This window comes from Mucilaginibacter sp. cycad4 (assembly GCF_034263275.1).
Classification (GTDB): domain Bacteria; phylum Bacteroidota; class Bacteroidia; order Sphingobacteriales; family Sphingobacteriaceae; genus Mucilaginibacter.
Genome location: NZ_CP139559.1, coordinates 1,704,972 through 1,731,305, shown reverse-complemented (window position 1 = coordinate 1,731,305; position 26,334 = coordinate 1,704,972). Strand labels below are relative to the sequence as shown.

General features: G+C 41.7%; 12 protein-coding genes. 3 read left to right on the top strand and 9 right to left on the bottom strand.

The genetic code is table 11. From position 1 onward, the window contains the following. Positions 1-141: 141 nt before the first annotated feature. The gene (locus SNE26_RS07110; protein WP_321558668.1) at positions 142-2,877 is read right to left on the bottom strand and encodes a bifunctional YncE family protein/alkaline phosphatase family protein; all 2,736 of its coding nucleotides are present in this window, start codon (positions 2,875-2,877) and stop codon (positions 142-144) included. Positions 2,878-3,035: 158 nt separating this feature from the next. Here SNE26_RS07110 and SNE26_RS07105 point away from each other — a divergent pair, with 158 nt between their 5' ends. Then, on the top strand, positions 3,036-6,425 hold the full coding sequence (locus SNE26_RS07105) for an SNF2-related protein (RefSeq protein ID WP_321558667.1): 3,390 nt from the start codon (positions 3,036-3,038) through the stop codon (positions 6,423-6,425). 33 nt (positions 6,426-6,458) lie between these two features. Here the strand turns inward: SNE26_RS07105 and SNE26_RS07100 are convergent, their stop codons facing one another. Beyond that, positions 6,459-6,776, bottom strand: a complete 318-nt coding sequence (locus SNE26_RS07100; protein ID WP_321558666.1) for a hypothetical protein — start codon at positions 6,774-6,776, stop codon at positions 6,459-6,461. Positions 6,777-6,872: 96 nt separating this feature from the next. Next, positions 6,873-8,024, bottom strand: coding sequence for a glycoside hydrolase family 130 protein (locus SNE26_RS07095; RefSeq protein WP_321558665.1), 1,152 nt, complete (start codon positions 8,022-8,024; stop codon positions 6,873-6,875). 187 nt (positions 8,025-8,211) lie between these two features. On the opposite strand from SNE26_RS07095, the gene treA reads away from it, so the two are divergent. Then, complete coding sequence (gene treA / locus SNE26_RS07090) at positions 8,212-9,804, top strand: alpha,alpha-trehalase TreA (RefSeq protein ID WP_321558664.1); 1,593 nt, start codon at positions 8,212-8,214, stop codon at positions 9,802-9,804. A 179-nt stretch (positions 9,805-9,983) separates the two neighbouring features. Here treA and SNE26_RS07085 read toward each other — a convergent pair whose 3' ends face one another. Both SNE26_RS07085 and SNE26_RS07080 read right to left on the bottom strand, forming a co-directional pair. Next, the gene (locus tag SNE26_RS07085; RefSeq protein ID WP_321558663.1) at positions 9,984-12,026 is read right to left on the bottom strand and encodes a glycoside hydrolase family 65 protein; all 2,043 of its coding nucleotides are present in this window, start codon (positions 12,024-12,026) and stop codon (positions 9,984-9,986) included. A 32-nt stretch (positions 12,027-12,058) separates the two neighbouring features. Further along, on the bottom strand, positions 12,059-13,387 hold the full coding sequence (locus SNE26_RS07080; protein WP_321558662.1) for a vanadium-dependent haloperoxidase: 1,329 nt from the start codon (positions 13,385-13,387) through the stop codon (positions 12,059-12,061). A gap of 245 nt (positions 13,388-13,632) precedes the next feature. Here SNE26_RS07080 and SNE26_RS07075 point away from each other — a divergent pair, with 245 nt between their 5' ends. Next, the gene (locus SNE26_RS07075) at positions 13,633-14,562 is read left to right on the top strand and encodes a hypothetical protein (protein ID WP_321558661.1); all 930 of its coding nucleotides are present in this window, start codon (positions 13,633-13,635) and stop codon (positions 14,560-14,562) included. 7 nt (positions 14,563-14,569) lie between these two features. On the opposite strand, the gene SNE26_RS07070 is transcribed toward SNE26_RS07075, so the two are convergent. The 4 genes from SNE26_RS07070 to SNE26_RS07055 form a co-directional block, all read right to left on the bottom strand. Next, positions 14,570-17,917 (bottom strand): VCBS repeat-containing protein, encoded by a 3,348-nt coding sequence (locus tag SNE26_RS07070; protein ID WP_321558660.1) that lies wholly within the window; start codon positions 17,915-17,917, stop codon positions 14,570-14,572. Further along, the gene (locus tag SNE26_RS07065; protein ID WP_321558659.1) at positions 17,904-21,206 is read right to left on the bottom strand and encodes a VCBS repeat-containing protein; all 3,303 of its coding nucleotides are present in this window, start codon (positions 21,204-21,206) and stop codon (positions 17,904-17,906) included. The genes SNE26_RS07070 and SNE26_RS07065 overlap by 14 nt, the downstream gene beginning before the upstream one ends. Before the next feature lie 70 nt (positions 21,207-21,276). Continuing rightward, entirely contained in the window at positions 21,277-22,815 is a 1,539-nt protein-coding gene (locus SNE26_RS07060) for a RagB/SusD family nutrient uptake outer membrane protein (RefSeq protein ID WP_321558658.1), read from the bottom strand. Positions 22,816-22,825: 10 nt separating this feature from the next. Continuing rightward, entirely contained in the window at positions 22,826-25,867 is a 3,042-nt protein-coding gene (locus SNE26_RS07055) for a SusC/RagA family TonB-linked outer membrane protein (RefSeq protein ID WP_321558657.1), read from the bottom strand. Between the last annotated feature and the right edge of the window lie 467 nt (positions 25,868-26,334).

Here is a 26,334-nt window from a genome sequence, read left to right as displayed (position 1 = left end):
TATGAATCCATAGTTGGAGATTTAAGGCAATTAGCAAAAAAAAACTCGCTATCTGATAGAGACAACGAGTTTTAAGCATATATCATAATATGATATGGTTAATCTCTTGGAAAGATATTGAAGTCAGAGCTATTTTCCCGATCAATCTTCATCTTCATCTTTGCCGGCCAGTTTAGCAGGATAAGCTTTTTTGCCTTTAGCAGCAAACCATAATATCCTGTTCATCACATCATCATTTCCGCCATCAATGTGGTCGTACTCGGGCCTTGATGATAACTGTGCAAAATGTAAAGCAGGGCCTTTGAGTGAAGAAAAAGGCAGGCTGATTTTATTGAGCGGCACCCTGTTTTTTAAACTGGTATAAGTATAAGGAGACGGTTTGCTGGTAAAGCAATCAAACATCGGCAGTGCGGTTGCATCAATAATATTCATTGGTGGCAAACCCAATATTTGTTCAATAGAACGCACTACACAGGTTTGATTATAGTTTTTGCTCACCTTATGCTGCAACCTGCTATACGGACTAATCACAAATCCTGTAGTACGATATGCAGATACATGGTCCCACCCTGCCTGGGAATCATCTTCAGTAACAAATATCACCGTATTTTTCCAGAAGCGGCTTTTTGAAATTGCTTCAACAATCCGGCCGAGCGCCAGGTCATTGTCAGCTACCATGGCATCAGGTGTCGGATAGCCTGGCCGGGTGCCCACCGTATGATCGGCCGATAGGGCCATGATCATCAATTGCGGTAACTGATCGCCGGGCTTTTGCTCATATTCATGAAGCTCTTTGATAAAAGCGGTGGCCCTTAACTGTTCATTGATCTTATGTTCATCAGATCCCGGGAAATTCTGTGACAGCATTGGCCTTACCCGCGATATGGTACTGGTGTTTTTAAAGGCGAATGGTTTGCCTGCTGTATAATTGTTATAAATATCGCTCCAGCTTAACTTGTCATCAAAATGTACAGCACAGGCTTCACCATAAATTCTGACTGTTTTGCCGTGATCGGCAGCATTATTCCAGATAAAGCCGTTCCCGTCATAAACCAAAGCATCTTCCTGCACATGCGGATAGCTTCTAAACCATGAGCGTACGCTTTTTTCAACGTAATCTGTTACCATAGCGGCATCCGTCCATTGATGCCCTTCAGCCGAGCATTTGCCGGAAACGTAATAGTTATCAAGCAATAAAAAGTTACGCGCTAAATTATGCTGATTTGGCGTAACACTATCGCCATAAATACAAAGCGATTTGTTACCATCACCTTCGGGCATATCGCCCAAAACCTGGTCGTAAGTACGGTTTTCTTTGATGATATACAATACGTGGTTAAATACCGATGGTTCGCCAATACGCTCCGGTATTGGTTTTGGGGCAATGTTTTTACGGGGCAATAACTGTGCAATCTCCTGGCGGAAGCTGAGGTTTAGGTTTTGGACTTTCTGAGTATACTGTTTTAGCAAAGCATCGTCAGGAATAGCTATCATTGATACGGTAGCCTTTGAATGGTGCGAGTTATAAGCTGTGCCATCTGCTCCTGATGGTAAATCGCCTTTTAGATTACTTTTACCTATCTCATCGGTGCCTATTCTTGAGCCCTCTCCTTCCAGATTGGTTACAAATAAGTTATTACCATCAACAGCCAGGCCACCGGGGTATGCTTCGGTTGGGATAAAGCCTTTCACCTCGTTATTGCCGGTTCCTTTAAGAGATGTTTTACTGCCCAATTGTACCATGGCTACAGCGTTATCCAAACCGTTTGCTACATAAAGTGTAGTACCATCGGCATTAATGGCCAAAGCATTGGGTGTATCTCCTATATAACTTTTTTTACCCGGATTTAATTTAACATCAATCGCAGCCACATTTTGCAGTGAACTTGTCGAAATTACCGATACCATATCGCTGTTACCATTCGCCACATAAACAAAAGCTTCATCGGCGCTGTTGATAATAGCATTAGGATGCAGTCCAACAGTAATTTCTTTGATCTCATCTCCCTTAGCCAGATCCATAACCATTACTGTGCCCTGCACTGTTGCCCCGGTTTTGGGATCGATATAAGCCTTGCCGTAGGGTACGCCTGCTGTTTCACGTTTTAATGTATCAATAGCCTGCGGCCCGGCCCAGTTGGTTAAAAATATCTTATCCCTTGCAATCGTCAATCCATAAGGTGCAACACCGGTTGATCTTGTCCAAACGGTTTTTTCATTAGTTAAATTAATCTTTACCAATTGGTTATTCCCATTTAAAACTACATATAAGTAATTTATGCCATTTTCTTTGTTGATGGCTAAATCGTTAGGCAATGCCAATGGGGATTCGCCTTCAGCTTTAAAATTGAAAGTATTTTGTATGCTGATGTTTTCATCTTTCCAAACAGCCTGGAAAACGTATGATTTGGAATCCTTCCCCTTGCCCGCTGCAGCACTCCAGTAGATTTGAGTTTGACCGTCAATGTTTACAACTTTTAAACCGGAGTAGGTACTGGTAAGCCCGCGGTAGCGGGGATCTTGTTTATAGGTCCAGCGGGTAGTTACTTTTTTTGCGGCTGTATCAATTATGGTAAGCCCATACCGGTCTTCGACAGCGATAAATTTAGTACCGGGGATCAGCCTTACATCCATACTATGATTTTCGTCAGAAGCATCACCAAATGAAATCACTGTTCCTGCCGGGTCAATAATGCGGTTATAAGGCATTAAAACTGGTAGTATATGACGGTTAAGCGTACTGTCGTCATAAGCACTATGCATATTAACCTGTTCATTATCGGAGGTTTGCTTATTACCCGAAACGGTGTGACATGCATAAAGGCAAAAAGAAAGCGCCGATATGGATAGATGCGATAGTAATTTGGAATACTTCATAGTACTGAACTAAGTGGCTAAATTAAGGCAGATACGTTTACTAAAGGTAAATATTTGATAAAGAATATAATTTTTACATAGTTCACGAAAATGCGTTGGTGATTGTCTTCTTTTCTATAATTGTTATGATATTTACCGGGTAACACATCAAAGCAAGAGTGATCAGGATAATCAGCTACCAGGAAGGCGAAAGCAACCATAATGTCATCATCAAAGGCGCAACCATAACCGACCTTAGCGAAAGTGTTATTGCCGTTCACGCTGCTGTCAGCATTTATTTTGATAAGCAAAGCTACAGGCAAATACTGGCTAAACACCTTGAAACTAATCATGGGGCTTTTACCAACCAATCGGGCACGGTAGCTTTTCCTGAGGTGATTGTTACCAGCCATGAAGGGCAGCTGGCGCTTTCATGCGGATGCCATGCTACAGGTAATAAACTGTGCGAACACCAGGCCCAGGTGCTATCGGCCATAACACAGCGCGATGAATTACGGATATTTTTTGATGACGAACTAAGACATAAACAATTAAAAAAAACAGCAGCCGATTATGGCCTTGAAGAAGAGCCTGATCTCGACAAGTTTTTCGAGGTAAGATCACTGTCTAAAAATTTCGAGATAGTCCCCCGCTCCGCTGCGTTAACAGCCATTACTAAAGAGAGCCTTGCCAATTTGCAAAATATCATTGTCAATGACAACGCCGAACCAATTGAGCAGCCCGGAGATATAGCCGATAAAACAACCTGTATTGTACTAAAACAACACAAATATTATAAGTATTTATTTGTTGAACTATATACAGCACAAAGCACCAAAGATGGAAAAATCAAGAACCCTTTGCTGCCCATAGCTCCCTTAGACCTGATATGGGGAACCAATGACGCACAACAGCTCAAGTTTTTTACCGGGGTACACAAGTTTCAAAACCATATTAACACGCAAAGGACTACCGCCGATGTTGCAGCGCTAAAAGCTATTGTTAAAAACCCGTTATCATACAATTTTTATGCTCATGACAATAGTATTTCGGAGAAGGTAACAGCCGGCTCGATAAGCCCGGTATTGGTTAAGAGTTTAAAAAGCGATCTTGAACTGAAAGTAAATACATGGGATGAGTTTTATGAAATAAGCGGCATTTTTAATATAGATGGTTTGCTGTACGATGTAAAAGACCTGGATATCAGGTACGCCTATTTTATTAGCACCGGCAATGTATTGTATCTTGTTGAAAGTTTGCAGGTATTGAATGTTATTGATCTGCTAAAAAAGAAACAAGGCAGCCTGCAGGTGCATAAAAGTAAGTTCGGCGAGTTAAAATCGCACCTGCTTAATAAGCTGGAAAACAAGCTCCACATCGACTACACCTACATTAAGCCTGCGACACAAGAACAAATAAAGAAAGAGGGTTTTGACCGGCCTGCCGAAAAAATCATTTACCTGTCAGATTTTGGTGCTCATGTCATGATCATTCCGGTGATGCGCTATGGAGAGGCCGAGATCCCTGTGCGCACGCAAAGGCAGATTTACGGCACCGATGAAAAAGGTAATCAGTTTTTAGTTAAACGCCGCGATAATGAGGAAGTAGCCTTTACAGCCCTGCTTGTAAAACAACACCCCTATTTTGACGAGCAACTGGATAACGATCTTGATTATTTCTACCTGCATAAAAGGCACTTTTTGGATGAAGAGTGGTTTTTAAATGTGTTTGATGAATGGCTTAGCCATAACATTGAGATACTTGGTTTTAACGAACTGGAAGGCAACAAGTTAAATCCACATAAAGTAAAGATCACCATCAATGTAGTGAGCGGTATTAACTGGTTCAATACGGTTATCGATTTAAAATTCGGCAAAAAAAGGGCCTCATTAAAACAGGTACACCAGGCAGTAAAAAACAAAAACAAGTACATACGGCTTGATGACGGAACCCAGGGAATTTTACCTGCCGAATGGATTGAAAAGTTCACTCATTATTTTAATTCGGGCGAGATCTCTGATGATGATACACTGCATACCTCAAAAAGCAATTATACAGCTATACAGCAATACTATGACGAGGAAATGCTTGACGAGGATGTGCGAAATGAACTCATAGTATACAATAAAAAGCTCTCCGGCACCGGGATCATTAATGAAGTACCGGTACCTGCGGGGTTAAACGGAACACTCCGGGCCTATCAGCGCCAGGGCTTAAACTGGCTAAACTTTTTGGATAATCTTAACTTTGGCGGCTGCCTTGCCGATGATATGGGTTTGGGTAAAAGTATCCAGGTTATTGCCTTCATCCTTTTACAGCGTAGCAAAACCGAAAACAATACTAACCTCATTGTAGTACCAACCTCGCTCCTGTTTAACTGGCAGCAGGAAGTACAAAAATTTGCACCATCTATCAGCATACATACTATTTACGGTGCAGAACGGCATAAGCATACCAAACACCTGCACCAGTACGAAATTGTGCTTACCTCCTACGGTACTTTGCTCTCGGATATTAATTTTTTAAAGGATTTCAATTTCAACTACGTTTTCCTTGATGAATCACAGAATATAAAAAATCCAGAATCGCAGCGTTACAAGGCTGTTCGGTTGCTAAAATCGCGTAATAAAATCACTATCACAGGTACCCCTATCGAAAATAATACGTTTGATTTGTACGGGCAGCTTTCATTTGCCTGCCCCGGCTTGTTGGGGAGCAAGCAATACTTCAAGGATATTTATGCTGTTCCTATCGATAAATTCAAGGGCAGCAAACGCGCGGCCGAGCTACAGGAAAAAGTGAAACCATTCATTCTTCGGCGTACCAAACAACAGGTAGCTGCCGAACTTCCCGAAAAAACTGAAATGGTGTTGTATTGCGAAATGAAGCAGGAACAGCGCCACATTTACGATTCATACGAAAAAGAATTCAGGGAATACATTTCCGCAACAACAAACGAGGAACTGAAAAAAAGCTCCATGAACGTATTGAAAGGGCTGAATAAACTAAGGCAGATTTGTGATTCGCCGATGTTAATTAAAGGCGAAAAAATGCCGGGCGATGCATCGGCCAAGCTGGAGATGCTGATTGAGGAAATAGAAAGCAAGAAGCATCAGCATAAGATCCTGATATTTTCGCAGTTTGTATCTATGCTGGATCTCATCCGCAAGGAATTGACATCCCGCGAGATCCGCTTTTCATACCTCACTGGTCAAACCCGCAAACGAGAGCAGGTTGTTAATGAGTTTCAAAACGATCCCGGTATCAGGGTGTTCCTCATTAGCCTAAAAGCTGGCGGCACCGGTCTTAATTTAACAGAAGCCGACTACGTATATCTTGTTGACCCGTGGTGGAACCCGGCTGTCGAAAACCAGGCTATAGACCGTTGCCACCGCATAGGTCAGGACAAAAAAATTGTAGCAGTAAGGCTTATTTGTCCCGGTACTATTGAGGAGAAGATTATGGTGATGCAGCAATCAAAAAAGGATATCGCCAATACCCTGATCAAGCCCGACAGCGCTGTTACAAGTTCATTGTCAAAAGATGACCTGCTTGATTTATTGAATTAGTTAATTACCGTTGAGCCTTCAAACTACCCATCATTATTGCGTTTTAGATTTTCTTAATAACGGGAGGACTAAAAAAGTAACAATAGCATGGGCAACTAATGACAGGCCAAAAGTAAACAGCAGGATATATGATTTCCTCATCCAGGTATCAAAATAATCAAGAAAGCCCGACTGGTTTGTACCGCTATACAGGGCAGCTAAAGCAAACACAGATAAGCCGGTGAGCCAAAGCGTTAGATGTGAGTAAAAATAGCGTGATGAAATAACACTGGCATTTGAAAACGAAGTGAATAACAAAAAGACATGGGCAATAAAAAGAATAATTGCCACTGAGATTAAAATATAAAGCATGATCAAAATTTTAACTATAAAGATAAAATTTCAGCTGTCACAACCAAACGTTTTAAGTTATATTATTTCTTTTTAACAGTAAACAAATGTCAAATACTATTCAACAGGGTCAGGAGGTGCCGGTTTGGATGGATCATATACAGCTACAGCTACCCGCGAATCGGCACAGCCATAGTAAAGGAACCACTTCTTTTTAAAATAAACCATTCCTTCAATAAACACTGTTCCGTTAATATATTGACCGCTTTTCTCGAAAGGTTCCATCGGTCTTAAGAAAGGAATATCAAGGCGCGTTTTGAATTTAGAAGGATCTTTTGCATCAAACAAGGCTTGCCCTGCACAGTATGAATTGGCGTTAAACCTGGTGTCCCTGCCTTCCGCGGGTTTGTTTTTACCGTTATAAAACAAGATTACACCATCTTTGGTCATCAATGCAGGCGGGCCGCATTCGGTTAAGTCGCTGTCAAAATAACCATCACGCGGTGACATAAGCTCTTTCAGCTCTCCTTTATTATCAACCAACGGGGTCCAATCCACCAGGTTTGTCGATGTTGCCGCATATACATGATGTTCGCCCCAGTACAGCCAATATTTTCCATTTGTTTTAATAATCACTTGTTTACCGTTAATCACCCGGGTTAATATAGAAGCCGATTTACTGGCGATATTGAAAAACTTGCCATCATAGGCAGTTTTAAATATCGGCCCGCGCTTTTTCCAGTGGATGAGGTCTTTTGATGTGGCCACACCTAATCTTGGCAGATCGCGGTTCCATTCAGTGTAAAAAACAACATAGGTCCCCCCGGCAGTAACAGCTACACGGGGGTCTTCACAGCCTCCGGGCCATTCGTACTTTTTGGCAACATCATTATCGGGATAAAGAACCGGGGCTTTCCTTCTGCTAAACTGAATTCCATCAGTACTTTCGGCATACCCAACACGTGAAGTACGGAAGCCAATGCCTATGCCGTAAAGGTCCTCAGCCCGGTATAGTACTATTATTTTATTGTTTTTTATGGTTGCAGCAGGATTAAAAGTATCATTAGCTTCCCATTGCACCTGCTTTTTACTCATCGGATCAAGAAAGCGGGAAACCGTATCCGGCGAGATAATCGGGTTGATGTTTGCCGGCCGGGCAAAGCCGCCAAAGGCCCAGGAAGGCAGGGTATTAACCCGCGACTGCCCATAGCATGGCTGGGCAAGCAATAATGAAAATATAATACTTCCCTTCCGTAAAAATTTGATCATGATGAATGGCTTATGTATTTTGTTTATAATTGGCCTATACCTTGATATCTAATATTCCCCTGCTATAATATCGAACAAAAAACCTTGAAAACAAAGCAGATATCAGTTATATTCTTTTCAAAAATAGTAAATTTAAATCCTGTTATAAACCAATTACCTATCCTGCAACAGGGTATAATTTTAGGCTATGAGAAAACTTTTTTTACTCGCATTTTTATTCTTTGTACTTAACGCAAAATCACAAACGCCTACACCCCGGCAACAATTCCCGGGATTGTTTGAGGCAGTTCAAACTTCAACCATTTTCCCGGATAACAAAACTTTTGTTGACGCTGTACCCAAACAGGATCCGGTGCTGATCATGAAGGCTTATAACGAACAGAAAAATCAGCCCGGGTTTAACCTGCAGGCATTTGTATTGGCCAATTTCAACGTGCCTGTATCGCACAACAATTTTCAAACTGATATATCGGCCGGCATCCGCAAACATATTGATACCTTGTGGCAGGTTTTACAACGCCGCCCGGATGAAACAAAACCTTTCTCATCAACCCTGGCGCTGCCCAACCCTTATATTGTGCCAGGCGGCAGGTTCAGGGAAATTTACTACTGGGACTCGTATTTTACGATGTTGGGTTTACAGGAAAGCCACCAGGTTAAAGTGATCCGCAACATGGTCGAAAACTTCGCTTATCTCATCGATAAATATGGCTTTATCCCCAACGGCAACCGCAGTTATTACCTTACCCGTTCGCAGCCACCATTTTTTGCTATGATGGTAAACCTGTTGGCAAAAATTGAGGGAGAGAAAGTATTGGTACATTTCAGACCGCAATTGATCAAAGAATACGAATATTGGATGCATGGATGGGAAGCTGTAAAGGCTAACCAGGCTGCACACCGGGTTGTACGGATGCCGGATGGGCAGGTAATGAACCGTTATTGGGACGAAAGTGATGCCCCCCGCGAAGAGTCATACATAAAAGATGTTGATGCGGCAAAAGAAAGCAAACAACCGGCAGCACAATTTTACCGCAACGTGCGGGCAGCTGCAGCTTCAGGTTGGGATTTCAGTACGCGCTGGTTTGATGCTTCGGGAAAATTGCCAACTATACAAACCACCGATATTATACCTGTTGATTTGAATTGCCTGTTGTATAATTTAGAAATGACTATTGCACGCAGTTTGAACCAGATCCAAAATGCCAAACTTGCTAAAATGTACCTAAAAAGGGCCCGTGATCGCAAAAGCACTATCCTGAAATATTGCTGGAACCAGAAAACAGGCTGGTTTGACGATTACAACTGGCAGCTGAAAAAGCAATCCGAAGTAGAAACACTTGCCGGCGAATTTCCGCTGGAGTTTAAAATTGCCAGCGATGAGCAAGCCCGTTTAGTGGCCGATGGCCTTAAAAACAACTTTCTGAAACCCGGGGGATTGGTTACTACCCAAAACTTTTCCGGTCAGCAATGGGACGCTCCCAACGGTTGGGCCCCGCTGCAATATATGGCAATAGATGGCCTTGAAAAATACAATTACAATACACTGGCTAAAGAAATTGCCACCCGCTGGCTAAAGCTTAACATCAGGGTGTTTAAACAAACCGGCAAGTTGCTTGAAAAGTACAACGTAGTTGATACCCAATTAACAGCAGGCGGCGGTGAATACCCTTTGCAGGATGGTTTTGGCTGGACGAACGGGGTGCTGCTACATTTGGTTAACAGGTATCATATCGATACCCAGCAATTGGAAAAGGCACCAGCGGAAGTTCAGAACTGATTGCGTTGTTATTTATATGATATTGCCGTATCGTGTTGAGTGATTTAAATCTTGGGCCTCTGAAGGCAAAATGACACCCCCACCGTCATGCTGAACTTGTTTCAGCACCCCACATGTTGAGTTTATGCTTTGCATATTGACCTTGCGTGTAGGATCCCGAAATAAATTCGGGATGACGTTCACTTATTTATCGTATAAGTTGCCTTATCCATCCCAACGCCGGTAATTTTAAGTGATTTCCAGTTAGCAGGCAACGTGCTTTTAACTTGTACTATGCCGGTTGGTGTAATATCCAAACCACCAAAACCCATCAGCAAACTTTGAATAATACCACCAGCACCTGTAGCAAAGTAAGGGTTTGTCCCGCCTTTTGTTTCGGCAATTACCCGGAACGGCGGATTGAGGTTGGGTTCATAAGCATCCTTAAAAAAGTGAAATGCCTTATCTCCATTACCCAACCGCGAGTATAGCAAAGCAAAAACAGCCTGTGTCATGGCGGGAGTGCCTTCGTTAGGTACCCGGGTTTCGTAGTATTCAAGATCTTTTTTTATTTGTGCCGGATCGGTTATTGTTTTAAGGGGATAAGCTAACAAGTTAACATCAGCCTGCTTAATCCCTTCACCCTTATATGTTGCGTGTTCGCGGGTAACGCCATTATCCAGCTTCAGGATCGGGATGTTTTGGGCAACATTTGCCCAATCGGCATCGGCCTTTTCTCCCAAAATTTTGGCAGCGGCGGTGGCATTTAACAAGTTAGCTTTTGCTGCGGCATTGGTGAAAGCATTATTGTCAATGTTTTCGGCCCATTCATCTGCAGCAACTACGTTTTTAATATCGTAATGACCGGGTCCATTGCGTTCAACTCTGCTTGCCCAAAAATCGGCAGTGGCTGAAAGTATCGGCCAGCCTTTTTCTTTTAACCATTGCTTATCCTGAGTTACGCAGTAATAATTCCATGCGGCCAATGCTACACACGCCGTAATATGGTGTTCAAACGGACCACTCAATGCCCATACCGGTGTTTCCTCTACCCCACTGTCAGCACTTTCCCAGGGAAACATCGCTCCTTTATAACCATGCGAAAACGCATTTTTACGCGCGGCATCCAATCGTTCAAACCGGTATTCAACCATTGATTTGGCAATCTCGGGATGTAAAACCAGCATGGCAGGATACATCCAAACATCACAATCCCAAAACACATGGCCATTATAGCCCAACCCCGAAAGCCCCATTGGTGACGGTGAGTATGCTGCGCCTGCCCTTGAGAACGAGTATAAATGGTATAACATGCTGTGAATATCCTGTTGTGACTGGTCATCACCCTCAATTTGGATATCGCTTGTCCACAGCTCGTCCCAGGCCTTGTTATGGAATTTGATCAATCTATTGCGACCTTCCAGTTTGGCAAAAATGGTGAGGCGCTCGGCTTCATTCAGCGGGTCGGCATGGTGGGCCGAGGTTATGGATGAGCCAGTTACCGCGTAATTGTAAGTTTGCCCGGCAGCTATCGCCTTGCTAAACTTCATGAGGTGCATGTTATTATCCCACATCTCATGAATAATGCGCGGTTCCTGCCCATGCGGCTCGCCGAATAAAAATGAAGTGGATGCGCAAAGCTGCATTTTGCCTGTCGGGCTTTTTGCCGTTGAAGTAAGCAGGCTAATGGTTACATGCGGGCGGTCAATTTCGTTATAATAATTCTGAACCTCTTTAAGTGCGTCAGGCGCTTCCATTACACTGGCTGATGTGATGTTGATAGCCTGTTTTGCCGTTACCGAAACATCCATCAACACCGTAAATGGCAACTGACGAAGGGAATAGTAAGTGTATTTTATGGTTGCTTTATCGGCATAATCAAACGTGGTGGTGAACGCGGCGTGCTGCATATCCAGTTCCTGCTTAAAATTGCTGATGTTTTTGGCATCTATGCGCTTACCTTCAATTTCAAGATACATATTAAGCAAGTTAAAACTGTTCAGGAAATTGCTTACCCGCCCGCGGCCATACAGGTCATACGCTCCAGCCAGCACCACATTTTTAACCTTGAAAGGCTCTGGTGCTGATACTATCCCGATCATCCCATTAGCTACCGTGATTCCGTAATAATTAGCGGGATCAATTTTGTCGGCTTTAATTTTCCAGAGGTCAATACTTTGTGCTTCCGATAACGAAGGAACCAACAAAATAAAAAGCAAATATAAATTCAATATCTTATTCAAAATCAATATTTTAAAATACAATAACTAAAATATCACTTAACCTTTAATTGCAATTTTTTTACAACAAGTTGCCCAATTTCAGCGCCTTGTTTAGTACCTATTATGCAGGCGTTTTTAAAGTGGATCCCTCCCATTACCCTTGACATAGCTGCTGATTTAGCGGCTTCACGGAATGATTTAAAAGATAGCGGATCGATCCCAAATTCCATTTCCGACGAATCTGTATAGGCAAAATCATCGCCTATTCTGTCAGTAAGCACTTCAGCGGCAGCTGATGAAATAACCGCGTGACCGCTGCTATACTCAGGGAACGGCGGCGTTTGGATATAAGGACGCCAATCGGCGTCAATGTATTTGGTAATTATAGTCTCGGGGCGAACGTAGTTTGAGCGATATTTAAGGTACCAGCAATTGATAAACCCATCAAACAAAGCAATTGAAGCTTCGGTATAAACGCTTACCGTAGTACCAAAATCAAACTTTTTGCTACGGGTACCTATTGCAGTTATATTCATCCAGTGCCCCCCGGGCGAAAACTTTTTGGTTGCAAACGATGCATGGCCAACTACATTAAGTTTAAAGGCATTATCATCCCAGAAATCAGCCTGGTGTCTCTCTTCTTTGGTTAAGCTGTCTACCATTTGTTTTACCTCAAGCGCCTGCTTATAAAACGGGCTGTTATGGTCTTTAACATTGAAGGCTGGTGGATCTGGCGGAATAAATTGGGCCGTAGAGTCCAGCACCATCGGCCTGATCTCGCCCCAATGCGCTTCCAGTGCCTGGGCATACATAGGCGGCGTGGGGATCCAGCGGCCATCCTGCTGCTTTACCGTATATTTACTTGCAGAGCGGGTTTGTGCATAATGGTCACCCTTGCTCCACTTCAATATAAATTTGGCTACTTTATTGGCATAGTTTACAGAACCCTCAAACAAAACCGATGGCATGCCTGCATCTTTGGCTTTCTTTTTAAGCTCATCAACATACTGATCCATACTACCTTCGGGAAACGTTACCGCGTTGCCAACTGTGCAAAAGGCAAGCAATGAAGCAAACTGGTAATCAACAGCAGTATCTTTTGATGCTTTTGGCACGGCCGGCAGGTGTTTGATTTGGCCGGATAACGACTTAAAATGCTTAGGGTCGCCGGAGGCTATGACTTCGTATGCAGCAATATTGGCATATACATAATTACGGGAGGCAGTTACCGGCGGAAAGTTATTTTCCAGTACAATATCATTAAGTTTTTTAACGGTTACCCGATAAAGTTCGGGATCGTGGAGTACTTTTTCATAGTAGGGCTTTTTACAGGATGCAAATAAAAATAATACACCGGCAAGGCAAAATAAAAAGGATCTCATAAGTTATAAAATAGGTTAAAAACCGGGCAGATGTACAGGGAAAAATCCGCTCGTTTTTCGATTGATCAACAGCCAATATAGGCTTTTTTTAGTATGCTACAGCATATTTCCATTAGTTTTTTAGCCTGGTCGGGCATTTTTTTTATTTAATCAAAAGGCAAGATATTTTGTAACAATATACACCTGTTAATCCGTCTGATATTATTAAATTTATCACCCCGGGTATCCGTTTTTTTATAAACTAAATGAAGAAGATCTTTTTTATTGTACTTACCATTATCGTAGTTATTGTAACGGCTTATATTTTACTCCCCGAAAAACCTGCTATAGCCCTGGAACTCTCTATTGATACTTCCGATGTTATTGCTGCAAAATTCCTGACCACCGAAAGCGGGTGGGATAAATGGTGGCCTGGCACCAAAACCGGCGACAGGCAATATAATTTTAAAGGTACAAAGATCAGCATCGATAAAATGACCAATAGCAGTACCTATCTTAAATTAAAAAAAGATAACCTGACCTTTAGTGGCGAAATAAGTTATTTTGCCGATGCCGAAGGCTCTTTCAAATTTAAATGGGATGCTGTTGATAAGAATAATACCCGATTTTTATCACGGATAACAAATTATTTCAAAACCAGAGACGCTGAAAACCAGGTTGCGGAAATTTTACTAAACCTTAAACGCTTCCTTGAGGATGAAAGAAACGCATATGGCTATAGAATCTACCTAAACCATGCTAAAGACACAGTTTTGCTCGTTTCAGCTAATACCTATCCAGAATATCCTTCATTGCAAGCCACTTATGGTATCATTAAAATGCTGCAACAACAGGCTGCCGGACAGGATGCCAAACAAACAAACTTCCCCATGCTTAACGTTATCCAAACAGATGAACACGAATACCAGGTTAACGTTGCGCTTCCAATCAACAAAAAGATCACTCCTTTTCAACAAACAAGCATAAACAACATACCTAAGGGAGGTAATTTATTGGTGGCTGATGTACGCGGAGGACAAAATACCGTTAACAACGCCCTGGCACAAATAAAGATATACATGAAAGACCACAGGCTCGTGTCCCCGGCCATGCCATTTCAATCACTTGTTACAGATAGGCTGGCACAAAAGGACACCTCAAAATGGATCACTAAAATATATTATCCGATATTGTGATGTTACACTACTTACTTAATAACATTAACCGGCCATCATAGGTAACCACGAGATAGGTATTCAAATTGGTTGCTGTTTTCACAGGCGCCAGATAAGTGATTTCCTGTGGATTGATAGCCCCGTTTATTAAATAAGCTGGTGCATCAAATTGCTTATGCTGTTTGTCGTAGTGTAAGCCAGCCAGGCCGAGCGCGTCATACTTCCCTTCATAAGGTACAACGCCCCAAAAGTTTCCATTCAGCAATATATCGCCATTGCCATATTTTAGCATCGACTTAATGGGGGCCTGCTGATAAAGGTATGGCAACGCGGTAACCGAAGCAGCGTGCAATACATCACTCACAAAAATACTATTGAACTGATTTACACTTAAACGATCATTATCATCCAGTTTGTCCTTAAATACCTCGGCGGTAGTTTTATCGGCCATTTTTTGATAGCTGAGCCATTCTTTTTTTAAATATGGCAGTTCCTGTTCCAAATCATTTTTAGGGCGAAACGGGTAATACAGGTCTTTATAAAAATATGATAATATCAAATCGTTTTTGCCATCCTTATCCAAATCAGTATTATAGGCATAAAGCGGCTGGTCGGCAGTAACATTATATTTATTGTTCAAACCCCAATTGCCGGCAATAAGATCAGCCTTGCCGTCGCCATCTATATCGCTTATCATAGCCGACTGCCACCAGCCTTTTTCCTTATCTAAAACCGGTGATGAAAAACGATTTAATTTTTTTCCATCATTCAGGAAGATATAAACCGGCTGCCACTCGGCTGTTATAAGCAAGTCGGGCTTGCCATTGTGATCGATATCAGCAGTTGTTATACTGGTGACATATTGCAGGTTCGTGATTTGATCATATCGCTTGTCGCCACTTATTTCAAACTTTCCGTTGCCTTTATTAATTAATATTGAAGAAGGGATAGTAGCTGTATAATCCTTAAACGAAACGGCGCTGGTAAATAAAATATCGTTCAGTCCATCTCCGTTAAAATCAAATAGCGTAATTTTTGATGCCTGATAATTGAGCTTTGGTAAAGACTGATATTCAAACTGAAAATTGCCTTTGTTGAGATATAGTCGGGGCTGTACCAATTTCTCCGTTTCAAGGAAAGGATGGTTAGCGCTAATCACGATCAAGTCGGGTTTGCCATCATTATTTACATCGACCCATGTGGCCTGCTCATCTGCAGTATTTTTATATTGATCAAATAATGGCACGCTTACTTTGGTAAATCCCCCTGATTTATCACCTGCCAGTATGTATTTTTCTTCGTCGGCAATGCCTCCTATATAAATATCATCAATGCCGTCATTATTGGCGTCGGCTATGGCAATTGCTGGGGTGTGCTGCAAATAAGTATGTGGTAAGAGTGAATAGTAATTAAAATCGGGGGTATCGAAAGTTTTAACGTTAGCTAAAAGCTTTGCCTGTATTGGTTTGCTGTCAAACTGCTTCTTATCGCTGATGAAAGCTTCAATAACCTCAGCTACTGGTTTACGATCGTTAACTATTTGAGGGTTATATCTTAAAATGGTTTTCTGACCGGGCTTGAAGTCTTTCACCACTTCATAACTATTATCAGGCCATACCACCAACAACGATTCCGGTTTATCGCCGGGGGCAAATGTGAAAAGCAGCTCGTTATTCAAATTACTTTCGTACGCATTACTGGTTTGTATTTCCTGGTGATCGATATGATCTTTTGATTTAAGGAAAAATTTGGTGCCAATGCCGTCACGGTTCAAAAGGTTGTATTTTACAGCGTATTTAAGATAGCTTGGCTTGTTTTCTTTGCGGCCCTCTATCGTGGCATTATTATAAATATATGCCGGCTCATCCATGTTATTGGTAACTATATCAAGATCACCGTCATTATCTAAATCAACTGCCACAGAACCTGCCGATATAGATGCTTGCTGCATATCGTTGCCTGTAGATACATCAGTAAATTTCAATCTATCTTCACCATGATAAAGGTAATTATGCACACCGCCTTCGGGCATTTTATTGATCTTGTCTTTATCAAAAACGCGATTTTCTTTGTATGCCTGCATAACCATGGGGTCACCAAGATATTTCAGATAATCCATATCATTAAGGCGGCGTTTGATACCATTGGAGAAGAACATGTCTTTCTTTCCATCCATATCAAAATCCTGCACCAGCGGCGACCATGTCCAATCTGTAGCCGAAACCCCGCTGTACAAACTCAGGTCGACAAACTTATTACCATTGCCCACGTTCAACTGCAGGCAATTTTTTGAGTATTGGTAGTAATACCCGGCATTAACTTCCTGGTTATAAATATCCAGCGGTTCATCATTGATGGTTGATCGTAACACCTTCATTTCTTCGGGAAGCATATCGGTGCTAAGTACATCCAAATGGCCATCCTGGTTAATATCACTGATAGTATTCCCCATCGAAAACAGGCTTGTATGGCCGAAAGCGCTTTTCAATTGCTCTTTAAAAGTGCCGTTATGCTGATTGATGTAGTAATAGTCCTGCTCAAAAAAATCATTACTTACATAAAGATCGTCCCAGCCATCGTTATTCAAATCACCTACACTTACACCCAAGCCGTAACCAATTGGTGCTGAATAAATACCTGAACCTGCCGTTACATCTGTAAAATGCCCATTGTCATTCCTGAAAAGGTGATCGCCGGCATCATGACTATATTTGAACCGTTGGGTAGAATCGCCATAAGTATCATTACTGTGTACCGATGAAGTAAGGAGGAACATATCCAAGTCGCCATCCTTATCATAATCAAAAAACGAAGCCTGGGTAGAAAGGCCGGCAAAATCAAGCCCGTATTTAGCTGCACTTTCGGTAAAAGTTAAATTACCGTTATTTATGTAAAGCTGATTTTTACCTTTAAAGGTTTTATACCCCGATACCACACTTACATAGATATCCTTAAATCCATCACCATTGATATCAACTACAGTTACACCGGTCTTCCAGTTACCGGCACCGGCAACACCTGCCCTATCAGTAATATCCTCAAACTTCATCCCGCCTTTGTTAAGGTAAAGTTTGTTCGGGCCCTGGTTTGATACAAAATAAAGATCGGGCAGGCCATCGTTATTAAAATCGGCAGTTGCCACACCCGCACCGTTGTAGAAATACAAATAATCTAAAATATTAACAGAATCGGATACTATGTTCTTGTTTATAAAGGTAACCCCTGTTTCATTAGCTGGGAGTAATTTAAATATACCTTCACCTGCCTTTTTAGGCTTACAGGAAAACAAGCCCATCACACCAATACAAAAAAGTATAAAGAAATATCTAAGAATATATTTGGTAAACAGCATTAAATTGGTGTTAGCGTAATTCATAAGCTTTAAGCGGTTCATCATTAATACCAAACAGGTAATAATTTTTACCGGCTGTATTTTTAATAGCCACCGATGAGCGTACCTGTCCGTTTAAATTCAGGCCCGTTTTGGCAGCTGGAAAATAAGTAAACCCATTTTTTGTGTATTGATAAACAAGGCCGCGATTAGCATCAAGCCGGCCAACTTCAGGTTTAAAGCCGTAAAAGTTGCCTCCTAATACGATCTTCTTAACGCCTGTATTATCAAGATCGGCACACAAAATAGTACTTATCATAGAGAGCTGGGCATCCGTAGGCAAAGGTTTACACACAAACTTTCCGTTTTTATTTAAAAACACCGCCGATGCCAGGAAGTTCATTTGATGGGTTTCGGCGCCCTCAAGCATATCGGCAGTAAATACCTCGTCAAATGGTTTGCCCGCATAGTCGATATAGCGCAGAAAACGTTTTTTGAGGATTGGCATCTGACCCACTAAATCCGGCTTCATATGAAAAACATAGTTTACGCCATCGCTTTTATACATAGAGGTTACACACTCTTTGGTACCGTTATTATCAAAATCCTTTATATGAATTTCCATAGGCTGCTCAAACGAAGCCCTAAATTTTGAGTTAAGGCCGATGTTACCGCCAATGATATCAAGGGTACCGTCGCCATCTACATCAGCAATTTCAAGGCAGCTCCACCAGCCTTTGTAGTTGGCCAGTTGTTTATCTTCGGTAAATTTTCCTTTGTTATTTTTGAAGATCTTAATCCCCATCCAGTTGCCGGCAACTACCAGATCGGGCGAGCCATTGTTATCAATATCGGCCCATTGGGCTGCCGTTACCATGCCCAGCTTTGTATCGGTACCCAATACTAATTTTGATACATCGGTAAAATGCCCGTTTCCATCGTTATGAAAAACAAATGATTGCGGCGAACATCCGTAAAGTCCGGGCACACTTCTACCTCCAACAAAAAGGTCGGGCTTGCCATCGCCGTCATAATCCGCCGGGACAATTACCGAGGCATTAACAGCGGCGTGCAATGTTCTTTCGGGATCGCGGTGAAAATTACCTTTACCATCGTTCACAAAAAAGCGCGGATTGTAAACCGGAGTTTCGGCCTCATCAGCATTGCCCCCTACTCCTACTATCAGGTCCTGGTCGCCATCGCCATCAAAATCACCAAAAACAGCCCCGGCATTTTCCAGGTATTCCTGCTTTTTAAAATCTTCGGGAATGGTTTGTTTAAACCTGCCATCCTTTTGTTGGATATAGATGCTCGCAAAGCTATTTTTTGAGCTCCCGAAATAAAAGTCAGTCAACCCGTCGCCGTTAACATCGCCGGTTGCCATGTACGGATTCTCTGTCGATAACATCTGGAGCATCAGGCGCTCGTTATCGAAATCGATAAAATCATCCTCCTTATGCTTAGGGATACTATCAAATATTGATTTGGTAACATCGGCGAACATTGTTTTAACAGGAGGTTTTGTCCAGTTATATTTCAGATTGGCATCGGTTTGCTTAACTACGTAAACTTTATCCGCGTTTACGTTTTTTAGCAACTGGTAAGTATTGCCGGGCCAAATTACCTGTACCGAATCAATTGATTTGTATTTGCCTATACCTATTGTAAGTAAATTGGGCGATGTGCAACTTTGGAAACCACGTGTAGGCTGATTATAATAAATCAGCGAACTGCCCTTCATAAATACTTTTACCGTAGTACCTATTCCAAAAGTATTCAGGCCCGTTCCTTTTAATTTTATCTGGATATGGTGGTTTCCATTTCTTTCGGCATTATTTTTAAAAATAGATACCGGAGCGTTTTCATTATTTACGATGAGGTCATTATCCCCATCATTGTCGAGATCTGCATAGGATGATCCATTGCTAAACCCCGGCTTATCCAAACCAAAATCAGTCGATTTATTGGTGAAAGTAAGGTTGTGATTATTAAGATAGGCATAATTAGATAAGGGTGATGAAGCCATTTTATCAGTAAAATCCTTATAATCAAATTTCTTCCGGCCTTCGGCTATTTTGGCCATGTTATCGCGATTGCCTAAAAATTCGATATAATCCTGATCGGTTAGGTCTTTATAGATCCCGTTTGATACAAAAATGTCCTTCCATCCGTCATTATCCATATCAAACATCAGCGCGCCCCAGCTCCAGTCGGTTGCAGCTACGCCCGAATAAAAGGCGGTTTCAGAGAATGTTCCATCGTTGTTACGCACCTGCAGGCAGTTTTGCATATACTGGTTATAGTAACCATCGCGCTGCTTGGCTTTGATCACATCATACGATTCAAACGAGGTCATTTTTTTCAACCGCAGATCGCCTTCGGGCAGCATTTCTGTAGTGAAAATATCATACTGCCCATCGTTATTTATATCGGCAATATCCGATCCCATTGAAGCCAGGCTCAGGTGCCCCGTTTCATTTTGAATATCCTCTTTAAAAGTTCCATTTCTTTGATTGATATAAAGATAATCACGCTCAAAAAAATCATTGGAGACATAGATGTCAGGGTATCCATCCTGATTGATATCAGCCACAGAAACACCCAAACCAAAGCCTATATCGCTTGAATATATGCCTGCTTCTTTGGTTACGTTAGTAAAATGGCCGCCATCATTACGGTACAAGCGCGCGCCACCCAATTCGTCAACAACAGCTCGTAAGTTTTTACTAAAATCAAATGATTCTATTGGTCGGAAAGAATTATTTAGTACAAAGCAATCAAGATCGCCGTCATTATCATAGTCGAAAAAAATGGCCTGGGTGGATAATCCATTATCTACCAGGCCATACTTTTGGGCTTCTTCCTTAAACGTACCATCATGCTGATTAATAAATAGTTCATTACCCTTTTCGCTGCCGCGGGCATTACCGCTGTGGCAAACGTAAATATCAAGCCAGCCATCGCCATTGATATCAACCATAGTAGCGCCTGTGCTCCAGTATTTAGTACTCTTAACCCCTGCCTTATCGGTTATGTTTTCAAACTTCCAGTTCCCTTTATTGATATAAAGTTGGTTACCGCCCATGTTTGATGTTAAATAAACATCATTTAAGCCATCATTGTTGACATCGCCAATGGCAACCCCGCCCCCATTATAATAATTACGAAAAGTAAATACATTGGTACGGTCCTGGTCATTGAGCTGATTAGCGAAATTGATGCCGATAGCTTCGTTATTTTGCCGGGTAAACAGGGTTTGTTTATCACCACCATTACAGGCGCAAAGAATAGTAAGGATTAAGATAAGCAGAAACAGGGGTATTTTTGGTTGCATATACTTTGCGAAAAAACAAACGTAGCGGAAATTTCCGCTACGTTCCTTTCAATCAAATAAATCTCAAATATTAATAACCTGCGTTTTGTTTAAGGTTGGGGTTGGTATCAACCGCGCGTTGAGGAATTGGATAAATAGTTTTGCTTTTATCTGTTTTTGCCGGGCGCTGGTCAACCGGATCATTAAATTTCTCAAAGCGGATCAAGTCGTTCCTTCTCCAGCCTTCCCAATACAGCTCACGGCCCCTCTCGGCAAGCATGGCAGTTAAATCAACTGTTGCCATGGCAGTAGCACCACGCGGAACGCGAACAGAGTTAACAAGCTGTAACGCTGTTTGGCCCAGTGGGTCGGTCCCCCCACGCAGAATGGCTTCGGCTTTTTCAAGCACCACATCGGCATAGCGTAGTATCACGTAGTCATTATCTTCTCCAGAATCGGTCACAGTTCCATCTGCATTTGGATGAGGGAAATATTTGAACACCCTGATACCTTGAGCTTCCGTTGAATAATTAAGGTTAACATTTTCGGTAAACACTAGCGGCTGGCCGCCCCTTTGTTTCAAAGCAACGTGACCCGGACCGTATTGCTGACCAATTGCAAAACCGGCACGTAAGCCAACTTTATCAGTTAAACCAGGATAATCTACGCCCCGGCGTTCATCTGTAGCCTCAAATGATTTATAGAAATCGGCCAAAGTGGTAAAGCCGTTCCATCCATCAGGCGTCTGATTATAATGCAAACCCATTTTCCAGCGGTTTTTTGATGATGCCGGGACATTCGTAGGTGTATTGTAGATACCAAAAATATTTTCATGCGATTTTTCAGTATTATCCCAGGCAAAATCCTGGAAATACTTACCTGCAGGTTCCAATGTATATCCAGCCGATGTAACTTTATTGGCATATTCAATTACCTTATCCATATCGGCTTTGGCAAAAGTAAAGGGGCCTCCTACAGTTGTCGCGGTATAAACAGCTTTATTAAGGTATATTTTAGCAAGCAGCGCGTCAACCGCGGCCTTACTGGCTACACCGATATTTGGAGAAGTAGTAAGATTGGCTTCAGCAAATTCAAGATCTTTGATAATGAATGCAGTAGCGTCGGCACGATTGTATACAATTGGAGTAGTTGAGTTTGGTGCATTAGGGTCACGATATGGAGCCTGACCATATAAGTCAACTACCTGAAACATAAAGTAGGCCCTTAAAAAGCTTGCTTCTGCTTTGATCTTGTTATCAGTAGCCCTTGAAATAACCTGGCTTGCCCGGTATACTCCAATATTCAATTGGTCCCAGGTATCGCTAACCTGATTGTGCGACGGTGTCCAGGTATGGGTATGGAGTTTACGCCATGTGCCAAAATCGCCCCAGTCGGTACCACGGGTTGGACCCATCATTTCGTCAGTTGAGTGTTCCTGCAACGCGTATGTATTTGCCTGATCAGTTTGACCAAATAATTGCGAGTATACTCCATTAAGATCGGATGGAGTTGCGGCACCACCTTGATCCAGATATACGGATCCATAAGGTGTTTCCTTTAATTTTGCACAGCCTGCAGCGGTTAATAGAATAATCCCACTTATTGCAGCTATTAATGCTCTTCTTTTCATGTTAATATTTTTAAAAACCTGCATTTAAACCTAATGTAAATGTGCGTGAGCTTGGATAAGGCGTATAATCGATACCACGTGAAGGTACGCCATTCCTTTCCTTATTTGTGTTTACCTCTGGGTCAAGACCACTGTACCCTGTAATCAGGAACAGATTTTGTCCGGTTAATGATACACGTAAAGTTTTAATGGCTTTACCTTTTAAAGGTACTGTATAGCCAAACGTAGCGTTGCTTAAGCGCATAAAATCACCTTTTTCAAGAAAGCGGGTAGATACCTCACCTGAGTTGAGCGGATTTTCATTGGTCGCAGCTACATCTTTAGTTACGTTACGACCGCTAACAAGGTTGCCCTTATAGAAAAATGCATTAGCTGTGTTGTTGTATATGTAGAAACCTGTTGCACCATTTAATAAAAAGCTCAAAGTGAAGTTTTTATAAGAAAAAGTATTGGTTAAGCTTGCTACAAATTTAGGCAGCGGGCTGCCTTGTGGTGAAGCAACGTCGATACCCTGAGGATAGATACCAAAACCATTGGCATCAAGTCCTGAATAATTAGGTACGTTAAATGAGTAAAGCGGGTACCCATCTGCAATGAACTGGGCATAAGCGCCTGATAAACCCTGCCCATCAATATTACCGGTAATGATATTGCGCTTGCCGAAATTCTGTACCTGGTTTTTAATTGTAGTCATGTTATATGATACGTCCCAGCTAAAACTCTTATGATCAATAGCGGCAAAGTTTAAACCTAACTCTATACCTTTATTTACAACCTCGCCAGGTAAGTTAATCCAGATCCTCGGGAAAGCAGCAGGCTGGGCTATGTCTTGAAAAAACAATATGTCTGTTTGAGATTTATTATAATAATCAATTGTACCGGTTAAGCGGCCTTTAAATAGTGAGAAATCAATACCTGCACCATATGCAGTCTGCGTTTCCCATTTCAAATCGGGATTATAGGCATTTAATGCAGAATTGGCAGTACCCGCGTAGTTAGTTTGCCTAAGTTGTTTGGAAGCATAAGATGGGAAATCCTGGTTACCTGTTTTACCCCAGTTTAAACGTAAGCTTAAATCATCAAATATACCTTTAGGGCCAAAGCTTTCCTGGCTTATACGCCATTTAAACGCTGCAGCCGGAAAGTTTGCATAATGATTGTTATCACCAAAGCGGGATGAACCATCGCGCCTGATAGTACCGGTTAAAATATATCTGTCTTTATATGTGTACTGTACACGCGCGAAATAAGATTGCAAAGTATAACTGCTGCTATCCAAACCATTACGATTACTAAAATCATGAGGCATGTGATTTTTAAACTGGTTAAAATCATGCAGAAATTGGCCTGCGGTTGGTGTTCCCCAGGCAAGATTACCCCTGTTGAAGTTTTTAAAGGTTTGATATGAATAACCTACCAATGCTGTTAATGCACTATTGTTAGTCCACTTTTTATCATAATTTAGGGTATGCTCTGTGGTTAAATTGGTGAGCTTGTTGTGGATCAGGATACCGCGACCGTTACCAGTTGCAGAAGGCACTTTAAAATCGCCAATATTAGCTTCGTCGGTGTAGCCCACAATTTTCGAGTCATAATAAGTTTCCCTTTGTCCCCTTGATATATCTGCGCCGAAGTTGCCTTTGTATGATAAACCTTCAACTAACTTTAAGGTCATAGTTAAGTTATTCAGATACCGGTTGATATTATCAGTGTCATCTATCTGATTAAGCATTGAAACCGGGTTTCTGAAACTGTTGCCTTTCGGGAAACCATTTTCATAACCATTGATATCATAATATCTGCCCTCTGAATCAAATACAGGGATGGTAGGATTGGTTTGGATCATTGCACCTATCAAACTACCGTTAAAACCTGCGTTATTGGTAATAGGCGCAAACCTGTCTTTTACATTTGAAAACAATGATTGCAGATCAAATTTTAGACGTTGATTGAAAAACGATTGTGAAGCGTTAATACGAGCTGTAAGACGTTTCAAGTTACTTCTTTTTACGATACCTTGCTGATCGTCATACGCAACTGTAGCCCGGTAGCTTCCTGTACTGTTTCCTCCGCCAAAACCTAAGTTATAGTTTTGTGATACAGCGGTACGGAAAACTTCTTTTTGCCAATCGGTATTACCACCATAATCAATCCCTCCATCGGCAAGTGGTCCTGCATTTGAACCGACGCTGGCGACTCCTTTTAAAAACGCAGCCTTATCGAGCAAGTCATATCTTTTGGCAGCATTTGCTATACTGGTACTTGCTCCAAATTGTATACCTTGCCCTTTTCTGCCTTTTTTAGTAGTGATCAAGATTACACCATTAGCACCACGTGAACCATAAATAGCTGAAGCTGAAGCGTCTTTTAAAACCGAAATATTTTCTATATCGGCAGGGTTAATAAACGCCAGCGGGTTACGGGCCGATGAACTACCTGCACCACTGTCAAAACCGCCCGAAGTACCGCCATTGTCAAGAGGAACACCATCCACAACATATAGCGGACTGGTACCCGACCTGATTGAACTTGCACCGCGAATGTTAATGGTAGCCCCTGCACCTGGCTCACCGCTTGAAGGAGTTACCTGAACACCGGCTATACGTCCTTGCAGTAATTGCTCAGGTGTAGCGATAACACCTTTGTTAAAGTCTTTAGCACCTAAAGTAGCTACCGAACCGGTTGCGTCCTTAACTTTTTGAGTACCGTAACCGATTACCACAACTTCGTTCAAGGCCCTGTTGGCCTCTGTCATCTGCACATCAATTGATGTACGGCCATTCACTGGCATTGTTACATTTAAATAGCCCACATAGGTGAACGTAAGGCTTGTTACATTTGCAGGAATGGAGATTTTGTAAGAACCATCTGTTGAAGTAATGGTCCCCCCCTGTGCACCTACAGCAGTTACTACCGATACTCCTATTAAAGGGGAGCCATCCTTTTTGTCGGTTACTTTACCTGTTATCACCTTATTCTGGGCCATAGCGGGCTCCATCAAAAAGAGAAAAACAGCAAAGAAACATACGTTGAGTAAATGTTTAATTTGCATAAAACTTGAGATTTAGTTGAAATTGGTTGTTGTTAGGGTTTAGTTTTTAATCCGTACAAAGAGAGCCCCAAGATTTTATACGAAATCATGCTCATATGGTTTCAGGTTATCATAATAAATAATACCCAAAGCATACGCATAAATGCTACGAAAACATTGCCCGTACCACCGGATTAGCAAGTTAGTACAGGGAAAAGGTTAACAATAACTGATCGTTTAAAAATGTAATGGTTTACAATTATTACAGGTTAAATTCTAATGCAATTTAATTATAAATAAACTCAGAAAAAGAGTTAGAGCGGGCAGCAAAGGTGAAAATGGCTTATTTTAATATTTTTATAAATTTTTTCGACGTTTTTAAAAGTTAAATGTTTAAAAAAGAGATAGTTATATAAAAATCCGCTACAAAAAATATAATGTTTTTTTAATCATTTATAATACTTTTTTGCTAAAAACCCCGTAAGATT

What these genes read in the sequence shown, in the direction of transcription:
- SNE26_RS07110 (WP_321558668.1), bottom strand. Translation starts at nt 2,877, where the DNA reads ATGAAGTATTCCAAATTACTATCGCATCTATCCATATCGGCGCTTTCT.
- SNE26_RS07100 (WP_321558666.1), bottom strand. Translation starts at nt 6,776, where the DNA reads ATGCTTTATATTTTAATCTCAGTGGCAATTATTCTTTTTATTGCCCAT.
- SNE26_RS07095 (WP_321558665.1), bottom strand. Translation starts at nt 8,024, where the DNA reads ATGATCAAATTTTTACGGAAGGGAAGTATTATATTTTCATTATTGCTT.
- treA (WP_321558664.1), top strand. Translation starts at nt 8,212, where the DNA reads ATGAGAAAACTTTTTTTACTCGCATTTTTATTCTTTGTACTTAACGCA.
- SNE26_RS07080 (WP_321558662.1), bottom strand. Translation starts at nt 13,387, where the DNA reads ATGAGATCCTTTTTATTTTGCCTTGCCGGTGTATTATTTTTATTTGCA.
- SNE26_RS07075 (WP_321558661.1), top strand. Translation starts at nt 13,633, where the DNA reads ATGAAGAAGATCTTTTTTATTGTACTTACCATTATCGTAGTTATTGTA.
- SNE26_RS07070 (WP_321558660.1), bottom strand. Translation starts at nt 17,917, where the DNA reads ATGAATTACGCTAACACCAATTTAATGCTGTTTACCAAATATATTCTT.
- SNE26_RS07065 (WP_321558659.1), bottom strand. Translation starts at nt 21,206, where the DNA reads ATGCAACCAAAAATACCCCTGTTTCTGCTTATCTTAATCCTTACTATT.
- SNE26_RS07060 (WP_321558658.1), bottom strand. Translation starts at nt 22,815, where the DNA reads ATGAAAAGAAGAGCATTAATAGCTGCAATAAGTGGGATTATTCTATTA.
- SNE26_RS07055 (WP_321558657.1), bottom strand. Translation starts at nt 25,867, where the DNA reads ATGCAAATTAAACATTTACTCAACGTATGTTTCTTTGCTGTTTTTCTC.